The organism is Streptomyces sp. WZ-12, from assembly GCF_028898845.1.
Taxonomy (GTDB): Bacteria; Actinomycetota; Actinomycetes; order Streptomycetales; family Streptomycetaceae; genus Streptomyces.
In genome coordinates, this window is record NZ_CP118574.1 from 9075346 (window position 1) to 9086054 (window position 10709).

Here is a 10709-nt window from a genome sequence, read left to right on the forward strand (position 1 = left end):
AGGGGAAGAGGTGGCCCGCCGCACACCCGGGCGCGGCGGGGCCGTGTGCACAGCGGCCGTGCGCCGTGCGGGAGGGGCCTCAAGCCCTAGATGGGGAAGATCGTCCCCTTGTTCATGATCCCGTTCGGGTCGAACGTCTCCTTGAGCTTGGCCAGCAGGTAGTAGGCACTGCCGTGCTCCTGCCGTGTCCACGGTGCCCGGTACTTGCCGATGCCGTGGTGGTGCACGATCGAGCCGCCGACCTTCAGGGCCTCTTCGACGATGATGGCGTTGAGCGGGATGTGGTACTTGTCGATCTCCTCACGCGGCGCGCAGTTGATCTTGTAGTCGTAGACGAAGTACAGGTTGGTGCCTGTTTGGTAGCTGTGCGAGGAGTGGGCGCCCAGCATCACCAGGTCGTCTGCCGCCGGAAAGTGGTTGCGGATGCGGTCCATGACGTTGTCGTAGAGCTCCACGGTGCGTGACCAGTCCACGGACACCTCGGTGGTGTAGCCGAGTTCGGCCTCCTTGAGCATGTGCTGCTTCTCGGCCTCGATCTTCTCGACGCCCCAGTTGAGGTTCGCGAACCACTCCTCGATCAGCCCGGGGTCGACCGCGGTGTGCGGATACTGGGCCGCGACCCGCGTGATCTCCTCGCTCGTGGCGCGCACCAGGCCCTTGGGGCCTTCCGCGACGAACACCACGACAACCTTGCCCTGGTAGAAGTGGTCGAAGTGTTGGCGGGCGTCCTCGGGGGAGTAGACGCGCACCACCGAGGGACGGTAGCCGCCCGTGACCACCTCGCGGATCATCGCGACACCGGTGGCCATGTCATCGACGAGGAAGCCGTGGAACTCGTTGTTCTCCGGCTGGTACTTGAAGACCTTGACCGTGACCTCGGTGAGGTAGCACAGCGCGCCTTCGTTGCCGATGACGATGTGTCGGATGTCGGGGCCGGCGGCGCGACGCGGGACGTTCTTGATGCGGGTGACGGTGCCGTCGGCGAAGACCGCCTCCAGGCCGACGACCATGTCCTCGATCGCGCCGTACAGCGTGGAGAGCTGGCCGATCGAGCGGGTGGCGACCAGGCCGCCGTACTGCGCCAGCGGCTTGGACTGGGGGGAGTGGCCGGTGGTCAGGCCCTGCTCGCGCAGGCGGTCCTCCAGGAGTTGGAGGGGCACACCGCACTCCACGGTGACCTGCATGTTGTCGGTGTCGATCGCGAGGATCCGGTCCAGGCCCGAGCCGTCGAGCACGATCGTGTCCTCCACGGCGGTCTCCAGCCCGCCCTCGGTGCCGGTGCGGCCGGTGCGGGCGACCACGTTAATGCCGTGGGCGTTGGCGAAGGCCAGGACGCGTGAAACGTCCTGGGTGGAACGGGCGTTGACGATCGCCGCGGGCAGCGGGCCGTCGTAGATGCCGTGCACGGACTGGTACTTCTTGAAGCGGTCGACGCTCGCCTGCTGAAGCTGCTCCGGGTCGGTGACGATCTGCTCGGCGGCGACGAGGTCGGCGAGGCCGGTGAGGATGTCTGCGCGGGTGAGTGTCGAATGCGACTTGGCCATGATGGTTTCACCTTCGGGTGTTGCGATGTCAAAAGTGCGACGAGGGCAAGGAAAAGGGAGACGGTGCGCCGGGGGAGGGGTCAGCGGACCAGATAGCCTCCGTCCACCGGCAGCACATGGCCGTTGACGTAGTCCGAGGCGCGCGAGGCCAGGAACACCGTCGTCCCCATCAGGTCGGCCACGTCCCCCCAACGCCCGGCCGGGATATGGGAAAGGACGCGGCCGTTGCTCTCCGGGTCCGACCGCGTCTCTTCGGTGATCTTCGTGGCGAAGTAACCGGGCGCGATCGCATTGACCTGGATGTTGTACGGGGCGAGCTCGTCGCAGTACGCCTTGGTCAGTCCTGCGATGCCGTGCTTGGTTGCGGCGTAGGCGGGCGAGCGCTGACCGCCCAGGAACGAGAACATCGACGCGATGTTGATGATCTTCCCCGAGCGCTGCGGAATCATGAACTGCGCCGCCTCGTGGCTGAGTTCGAAGGCCGCCGTCAGATTGACCGCGACCATGGGATCCCATTCGGCACGGCCGAACTCCTCCACGGGGGCGAGGTTGCAGATGCCCGCCGAGTTCACCAGCACATCCACCGAACCGAATGCCTCCACACACCCCTGAACGATCCGCAGCGGAGCACCCGGCGCCGTGAGATCGGCCTCAAGGAACTCCATACGAGCCCCCGCGTCCTCGATGAGCCGACGCGTGGTGCCGTCGTCCTCGGCGACGGAGGGGATGAAGACGTTCGCGCCGGCCTTGGCGAGGGCCAGTGAGAACGCCTGGCCCAAACCGGTGTTGCCACCGGTGACGATGGCGTTCTTGCCCGCGAGGGAGAAGAAACCTGAGTGGAAGTCCGTGATGTCCATGGGGTTCTGCCTTCAGTAGTGCGGCTCAGGAAGAGGGGGGGGGGCGGCTCAGGCGGTCGCGGGGACCGTGGGAGGGGCCGGGGGGGGGGGGCGGGGCGGGAGGCCAGGTCCGGGCGCGGGCCCGCGTGGTCAGGGTCGTCACCAAGACCCCCAGCAGTGCCATCGCCAGCAGGAAGACGAACAGCGTCGTGTAGCCGCCGCCCTGCTCCGGCACGGCGGGCGTCGCGGTGGGGTCGCCGATCCACCAGGCGCACAGCGAGGGCAGGAACGCATCGGGCAGGAACGCGATACCAGAGGCCAGTCCGATGACACCGCCCCGCTCGTTCTTGGGGATCTCCACCTCACCGACCGTCGCGAAGTAGACACCCCGGCTGGTGAACACGAACAGGCAGAGCAGGAACATCAACCCCAGCGCCCCCCACTTGTAGGCGGGCTGGTGCGGCAGCACCAAGAAGACCAGGGCAACGGCGGCGCTGCCGACGAACATCCAACGCAGAAGGCGCGGCGAGGACTTGGTGACCTTGTCGACGACGACACCACCCGCGGGGCCCGCGACGAACTGGAAGACGTAGGTGCGGATCACGCCGATGACACCGATGAGCCCGGCGGCCATGCCGAAGCGGTTTTCCAGCAGCGGCGAGAAATAGCCGAGCGTCGTGTAGAAGCAGTACATCAGCATGGCGGTGATGCCGATGAGCCACGTGTACTTGTTCCGCACCGCCCGCCACAACTGACGCAACGTCACCGACGACGAGCCGAGTTCAGCGAGCCTCCCCGCGTCACTCTTCACAAAGAGCCACGTCAGCGCGGCGAAGACGAAACACAGCACACCGTAGAGCCGGATCAGCCAGATGACGCCCGCCGACTGCGCCACAGCCATCGCGACGATAGCGGTTCCGGCGAACCCCACCACGGTGGAGGTGACGCCACGCGTCCCTTCCAAAAACCCGAAGAGACGCCCCTGCTCGGAAGAGCTCCCGAGCATTCCGATCGCCTTGACGAGCGCCGGCCAGTACAGACCCATCCCCATCACGGCCATCACCACATGGGCGGCCAGCGCACCCCAATATCCGGGTGCCTGCGCGAGGTACAGATCAGCGGCGCCGGTTCCGGCCAGCGCCACGGTGATCAGCGTTCGCGGCTCGAACCGGTCGGCGAACCAGCCGCCGAGAAAGTACATGAACACCGCAACGGCGCCGAACACCGAAATGATGTTGCCGTAGTCCTGCGCCGACAACCGTAGTGCCTCGGTAGTGGGCCCGAGGAACACAAAGCGAATGTAAGCGACCTGGAAGATGATCCCGCCGGACATCGAAAGGACCAGAAAGCTGACCCATCTTTGCAACGTGGACAACGCACAACCACCTCTTCGTGGAAGCCCAGAATCCGAGAAACTGGATACAAAAAAAGAACAGTAACCCTCTGTGGTGAGGAGTTACTGTTCTCTGGTCTCTAGTAACTGCTCCGGCGCAGAGCCGGAGCCGGTATGAAGTTATTCGGCCCTCATCGGTCCGTTCACGAACAGTACGAGCGAACGTTTCCCGCTGTCAACCACCTGCTTACCCCCACGACCTGCGGGTACGAGGCTCACATGGCCCAGACGTCCCGATTCGACGAGGCGATCGCGCACGCACCCGCCTTCAGGGCCGCGAACACATCGTCGCGATCACAGACCAGCCCGCCGGCGATGAGCGGCACACCGATGTCCGCCACCACCCAGGAGATGACCCGCGGCATACAGCCGGGCAGGATCTCCACACAGTCCGGCTGCGACCTACGCACCTGCGGCGCGAGATTGTGGTACGAGAGCGAGTCGATGAGGAAGAAGCGGTGCACCGCGAACAATCCCAGCTCGCGAGCGGCCCGCACCATAAACGCCTTGGAGCTGAGGATCCCATCGGCGGCCGTCCGCTCCTTGACGTACCGCACGACCACCTCTTTCCCGGCGAAACCATCGAGCAGATCGACGTTCACCAAGACGACGCGCCCATCGTCCTTGAGACGCTGCACGATGTCCGGGAGGTCGAGAACCGAGCCGTAGAGCAGGAACACGATGCGGCAATCGGAACGCAGCACCGCCTGCAACCCGGACTCGTCCACCACGCTGGCGACGACCGGATGCTCTTCCAGTAGCTCTGCAAGGGCAGCAGCCATACTCATCTCCCAGGCACATAGCAGCGGCATGTGGCAGCAGGCTCCACCAACGCCCAAGAGCACGGAAGAGGCCGGCACTTCACCACCCCTGCCACCTGCCCCCAGTATGCGCGCCGCGGCCGGGAGGGCCCCCAGCCAGATCCACGGCGAACGCCCTCACCCACTCCACGACCAACCCATCACCGGGCCCCCAACCATCGCCAGGACCAGGCTCCACCGGCCCCGCCCTCCTCCCGGGCTCGCGCAGCCCCCAGACAACCGACGCACCGGACACCACCTGCGACGGAGCCCAAGACACCGCTCCCCGAACACCACCGCGCAGCGGGAAAGGACCAAAGACGCAAACCCAAGGTCCAGCGACCTGCGAGCGATGGACCTTAGTCCCTGTCGAGGGCTCCTCGCCCCCCGAGACACTTCCGACATGGAGAACCTGGACACACTGATCGTTTCCGTGAGCGATCACCTATGGACCTGGCTGCTGATCCCCCTGGTGATCGGCGCCGGTCTGTACTTCACGATCCGATCCAAGGCCGTGCAGCTTCGCCTGCTGCCCGAGACCTTCCGGGTGCTCAGGGAGAAGACCTCCCCGCGCGCTGACGGCCGTAAGCAGGTGTCCGCCTTCGGCGCCTTCACCATCTCGGCGGCCGCCCGGGTCGGGACCGGCAACATCGCCGGTGTGGCCACCGCGATCACCCTCGGTGGAGCAGGGGCCGTCTTCTGGATGTGGGCGATGGCGATCATCGGCGCCGCCTCCGCCTTCGTGGAGTCGGCCCTCGCCCAGCTCTACAAGGTGCGCGGCGCCACCGGAACCTACCGGGGCGGCCCGGCCTACTACATGCAGCGGGCCCTCGGGAAGCGCTGGCTCGGCGTCCTGTTCGCCGTGGTCATCACCGCCACCTTCGGCTTCGTCTTCAACGCCGTCCAGGCCAACACCATCACCACCGTGGTCGGCGGCTCGCTGCCGGAAGCCGACGGTTCCTGGTTCGGCCCGGCCACCGGCCTCCTGCTGGCCGCCCTGCTGGGCCTGGCCGTCTTCGGCGGGGTCCGCCGACTCTCCTCCGTAACCAGCGTGCTCGTCCCAGTGATGGCCATCGTCTACCTGCTCCTCGGTCTGGCCGTGGTGCTGCTGAACATCACCGAGTTCCCCCGCGTCATCGCAGACATCGTCGGCGGCGCATTCGGCCTGCGCGAGCTCGCCGCCGGCGGGATCGGCGCGGCCATCCAACAGGGCATCCGGCGCGGCATGTTCTCCAACGAGGCCGGCCTGGGCTCGGCCCCCAACGCAGGCGCCGCCGCCGAGGTCTCCCACCCGGTCAAGCAGGGCCTCGTCCAGTCCCTGGGCGTCTTCTTCGACACCCTCCTGGTGTGCACGATGACCGCCTTCATCGTCCTGGTCACCAACCCCGAACTCGCCGGCCGGCAGGGCGCCGACCTCACCCAGAACGCGCTGAGCGGCACCCTCGGCTCCTGGGCCGGCCACGTGCTCACCGCCGTGGTCTTCTTGCTCGCCTTCAGCTCGATGATCGGGAACTACTACTACGGCGAGACCAACATCCAATTCATCACCCGCAAGCGCTGGGTGCTCTCCTCCTACCGGACACTGGTCCTGGCCGCAGTGGTGCTCGGCTCGCTGGGCTCCGTCTCGATCGTCTGGAACCTCGCCGACGTCTCCATGGGCATCATGGCCCTGATCAACCTGCTCGCCATCATTCCCCTCTCCGGCATCGCCTTCCGGCTCCTGGAGGACTACCTCGCCCAGCGCCGGGCCGGCCTGGACCCCCTCTTCACCCGGGACCGCCTGCCCGGCCTCAAGGGCATCCAGTGCTGGGACCCGCCCCGCACGCCGAGCAACCCCCAGCTCTCCTTGGTCGGCACGAGCCAGCCGAGCACCCAACAGCTCTGACCCGACCTCCACGCCGAGATCCCCGGCACGGCGGCGCGACGAGACCCTGGCCGCGCCGGGGACACGGAGCGCTGCACGGTCGCCACCGAACGGTGCCCGTGAACGGTGGGTACGGGGTGGCTTCGCCGGCGGCGACGGGATGAGCGCCCGGCTTCAGGAACTGCGCCTGAGCCGGGCGCCGATCGTGGAGATCGCCGAAATCCTGGGTATCGAGGCCGAATTGAAGCGACGGATGCCCGAGGTCTTCCCGTCCGTCTCCCACAGTGAGACGCGGTGATCTCCGGGGTGCAGGGCTGGTCTGAAGGGAACGCCCGGCCGCTGCCAGATGGGCGCGCACCTCTCGGCGCGGGCGCCGGTGGGGTGTTGCCCGCCCCCGGTCAGCGAAATGGCTCAGATCAGGTGGAGTTCCCGAGCAGCGCGTGCATTGAGCAGCGCATGGGCGTGAGGGCTTGGCGGGTTTGTGTTTCTCAGCGGGGGGTCGGTGAGTCAGGAGTCATCGGCAACGCCCCAGGGGTTTCAGCCAGTTCACATGGCCGTGCGGTCGCGGAGTCGGCGAGCGCGAGCGCGTCCCGTCTCAACTCTTCGTGGTGGCAATTCGTTTACTTTCTTCCCATCCAGCGCTACTTCCTCTGGAGCCCCAAAGCCCTGAGCGGGTAGGGGATTTGCGGCCGCGGATTCCGTTCACTTGTTCGGCGTGACCGTTGGCTGTGCGGGCGGAATGGAGTCCGAAAGCCAGTCTTACCGTCCTCTTGTTTCTGCGGGCGGCGGTGTGTAGAAGTTTCTAGCAGTCCGAGTTGGGGTCGGGGGAATTCTGCTGTGGACTGAAAGTCTTTCGTGATTCCGGAACGGCTGTGCCTGTTGGAGGCGAGGAGTTCTGTCCACGATCCCTGACGCCCGGAGGCGTCGGCGCCGAGCCCCGCTGGTTTTACCGGCCGTGGCGTTCGTCGCCGCATGCCTGTTACCGGTGGCCTCGCCGGGGCCGGCGCTGGGGAGTGCGGTACCGACGCGTGAAGTTGGCCGACAGTTTGCGGTCGGCGGGGTGGGTTACCGCGCCGAGATATATCGAACGAGCTATGGAATTCCCCATATTCGGGCGGCGAATCTGGGCAGTGTGGCGTTCGGACAGGGCTGGGCCTATGCCCAGGACCGGCTGTGTGATCTCGCGGACCAGGTGGTCAAGGAGCCTTTGCCAACCTGCTGGGCTTGATGGGGTGTTGGGGTGGGGCCCAGGTGCGTGACATGACGAAGCTCCTGGTAGACGAGTTCACGACCAAGATCGCTCGTCTGCTCCAGGAGCTTCGCGTGCTTGTCTACCCGTCCGCGCTCGACCTGTCCACTTCCCACCTGCGGTTTCTGACGGCTCAACTGGCTGCACACCGGGCCGGGCGGGGTACGCGCTGGCGCCGGCTGCCCGCTGGCCGACAGGCCCTGCTGGTGTTGGCGCACCTGCGCTGTGGGCACACGTATGCGCAGCTCGCAGCCGGGTTCAAGGTTGGTCTCAGCACCGTCTACCGATATGTCGCCGAAGCCGTGGAACTGCTGGCCGCCCTGGCGCCGGAGCTCGCGGCGGCGGTGAAGGCGGCACAGGGCAAGGCGTTCGTCATCTTGGACGGGACCCTGCTGCCGATCGACCGGATCGCCGCCGACCGACCCTTCTATTCGGGCAAGCATCGCAAGCACGGGATGAACGTGCAGGTCCTCACCGACCCGCACGGCCGACTGTTGTGGGCATCGCCCGCCCTGCCCGGCGCCGTCCACGACATCAAGGCCGCCCGCACTCACGGCATCATCAACGCCCTGTCTGATGCCGACCTGGCCTGCTGGGCGGACAAGGGATACCAGGGCGCCGGCGGGAGTGTCCGGGTGCCCTTCCGCGGCCGGCACAACAACCTCTCCGCAGGTCAGCAAGCTGTTAACGTCGCACATGCGCGCATTCGGGCTCTCGGAGAGCAGGCGATGGCCACGCTCAAAACGTGGCGCCTCCTGCGCAAACTCCGCTGCAGCACCACCCGCATCACCGGCGTCGTTCAAGCAGTGCTGACGCTTCACCTGAACTGCTCAAAGTGAGGTTGGCAAAGGCTCAAGGTCCGCGGTGAACGCGCGCGGTGGCTCGGCCGCGGACCGGGGGACCGGTACCTGGCGTCGGACTTGGGGTACCGGGCCCTGCGCCTGGTGGACCGGGCGAGGCGTTCGCTTCCGACCTTGTCGGGCCGCGCTCGGTCCATGATCGAGGGCTACGCCGCCGGATACAACCGGTACTTGGCCACCGTCGGGCCGCGCGGAGTCCACGGCTGGTGCGCGGGACGGCCGTGGGTGGGCCCCCTCACCGCGGTGGACCTCCTCGCCTACGAGCAGGATCTCGCGATCGTTTCCAGCGGTCGGGCCGTGCTGCCCGCCATCGCCGTGGCGCAGCCACCGGCCGCCCGCCCCGCCGACCCACGGCACCCGCCCGACTTACGGGTGCCACTGGCTGCCGTCGCCGACTCGGTCCGGCAGGCGCTGCCGGGGGCCCATGGCGCGGCACCGGGCAGCAACGGCTGGGCGATCGGCGGCGAGCGGTCGACCACCGGCCGGGGGGCGCTGCTGGCCAACCCGCACTTTCCCTGGCAGGGAGAGCTCCAGCTGTGGGAGTGCCAGCTCACGGTACCCGGCGAGTTGAACGTCTACGGTGCCGGCGTCGGCGGCCTGCCGGGAATCCAGCTCGGCTTCAACGAGAAGGTCGCCTGGACCCACACGGTCGCACAAGGGCCCCGTTACACCTTCGCCAAGCTCCAGTTGGTCGCGGGAGACCCGACGCGCTATCGCAGCGGTGACCGCCTCCGACGGCTGCGGCCGGCCACCGCGTCGGTCAAGGTCAGGCTGGCCGGCGGCCGACTCGGCACGGTCACCCGGACGTTGTGGTCGACCGACTACGGGCCGATCGTCGACCTCTCGGCGCTGGACCCGCGCTACGGGTGGAGCACCACCAGCGCCATCGCCTTCCGCGACGCGAACGCCGGCAACACCCGCCAACTCGACTTCTGGCTCGACCTGGCACGGTCCGGCAGCGTCGCCGAGGTCGCCGAGGCGAACGCGAGGTACGGCACGCCCTGGCTGAACACCCTGGCCGCCGACCAAAAGGGGAACGCCTGGTACGGGGACGCGGCGAGCACTCCCTATCTCGGCCGCGCGGCGACCAAGGCGTGGCTGGCGAGCCCGATCGGCCTCCTGAACGGCAGCGACCCCCGGCAGGACTGGCTGGTGAGCCCCCGAGCGGCCGCGCCGGGGCTGCTGCCGCCGAGCCGCTGGCCGCAACTCACCCGCCGGGACTATGTGTTCAACGCGAACAACAGCCCCTGGATCGCCAATCCGCACCACCCGCTCGAAGGGTTCCCCACCGTGCTGGGGGAGCAGCGGGCGGCGCTGAGCGCCAGGGCGCGGTTCAACGCCCTCCTGCTCGCCGACTCCGGGCGGGGACGCGAACACCGCCTCGGAGTACGGGAGTTGATGTCCGCGGTGCTGTCCAACAAGACGCTCAGTTCCCGGCTGCTGCTCGGCCCGGTGCGCGGGGTGTGCCGGGCGCAGGCCGAGGCGGCGAAAGCCTGCCACGTACTCGACGACTGGGACGGCCGGTTCTCCGTCGGCAGCAGAGGGGCCGTGCTGTGGCGCGAGGTCATGTCGAACGTGCTGGCCGTCGCTCCCGACGCCCTGACGTCGGTGGGACCGCTGTTCGGCACGCCGTTCGACCCGCGCGACCCGGTGCACACCCCCGGCACCCCGAAGCCGGACCCCGCGGTGCTGGGACCGGCCATCCTGCGCGCGCAGCACACGATGGAGTCCTCCGGACTACCACTGGACGTCCCGCTCGGCGCCGTCCAGCAGGAGAACAAGGGCGGACGGCGGCTGCCCGTGCCGGGAACCGCCGACGCACTCGGTGCGCTCGACGTCGTGGAGTACACCCCGGAGCCGGGCACCACCACCCAGCCGGTCCCGCCGCCCGACGGCTTCCAGGTCAACTCGGGCACCAGCATGCTGTTGGCCGTCCAGTTCACCGAGCACGGCCCGGTGGCCGAGGGACTGCTCACCTTCTCGGAGTCCATCGACCCGGACTCCCCGCATTTCGCCGACCAGCAGGGGCTGTTCGCGCGGGGCAGGGCACATCACTGCCTGTTCACCTGGCCGGCGATCCTCGCGGATCCGGCAGTCAAAACCACCGTCGTCGCATGGCGGTAATCGGGCTTGCAGCGCACGCACATGTAGCGGAGGTGGCTG

Annotated in this window: 8 protein-coding genes and 1 pseudogene; 5 read left to right on the forward strand and 4 right to left on the reverse strand. The window is 67.7% G+C overall.

Annotation, left to right across the window (positions count from 1 at the left end):
• Positions 1 to 86: 86 nt before the first annotated feature.
• The 4 genes from PV796_RS39800 to PV796_RS39815 form a co-directional block, all read right to left on the reverse strand.
• Complete coding sequence (locus PV796_RS39800; RefSeq protein ID WP_274918751.1) at positions 87 to 1544, reverse strand: FAD-binding oxidoreductase; 1458 nt, start codon at positions 1542 to 1544, stop codon at positions 87 to 89.
• 80 nt (positions 1545 to 1624) lie between these two features.
• Entirely contained in the window at positions 1625 to 2401 is a 777-nt protein-coding gene (locus PV796_RS39805) for an SDR family oxidoreductase (RefSeq protein WP_274918752.1), read from the reverse strand.
• A 25-nt stretch (positions 2402 to 2426) separates the two neighbouring features.
• Positions 2427 to 3713: an MFS transporter gene (locus PV796_RS39810; RefSeq protein WP_274918753.1), complete on the reverse strand. Its 1287-nt coding sequence runs from the start codon at positions 3711 to 3713 to the stop codon at positions 2427 to 2429.
• Between the two features lie 275 nt (positions 3714 to 3988).
• A complete protein-coding gene (locus PV796_RS39815) occupies positions 3989 to 4555 on the reverse strand; it encodes a glycerol-3-phosphate responsive antiterminator (RefSeq protein ID WP_274918754.1) in 567 nt (188 codons plus the stop codon).
• Between the two features lie 421 nt (positions 4556 to 4976).
• Here PV796_RS39815 and PV796_RS39820 point away from each other — a divergent pair, with 421 nt between their 5' ends.
• The 5 genes and pseudogenes from PV796_RS39820 to PV796_RS39835 form a co-directional block, all read left to right on the forward strand.
• A complete protein-coding gene (locus PV796_RS39820; protein ID WP_274918755.1) occupies positions 4977 to 6458 on the forward strand; it encodes an alanine/glycine:cation symporter family protein in 1482 nt (493 codons plus the stop codon).
• Between the two features lie 139 nt (positions 6459 to 6597).
• Entirely contained in the window at positions 6598 to 6735 is a 138-nt protein-coding gene (locus PV796_RS39825; protein WP_274918756.1) for a hypothetical protein, read from the forward strand.
• Positions 6736 to 7497: 762 nt separating this feature from the next.
• Positions 7498 to 7665, forward strand: coding sequence for a penicillin acylase family protein (locus PV796_RS42505; protein WP_446750715.1), 168 nt, complete (start codon positions 7498 to 7500; stop codon positions 7663 to 7665).
• Positions 7666 to 7760: 95 nt separating this feature from the next.
• Positions 7761 to 8525, forward strand: a complete 765-nt coding sequence (locus PV796_RS39830; RefSeq protein ID WP_274918887.1) for an IS5 family transposase — start codon at positions 7761 to 7763, stop codon at positions 8523 to 8525.
• Between the two features lie 18 nt (positions 8526 to 8543).
• Positions 8544 to 10670, forward strand: a pseudogene (locus PV796_RS39835) (penicillin acylase family protein); the annotation flags it as partial.
• Positions 10671 to 10709 lie beyond the last annotated feature (39 nt).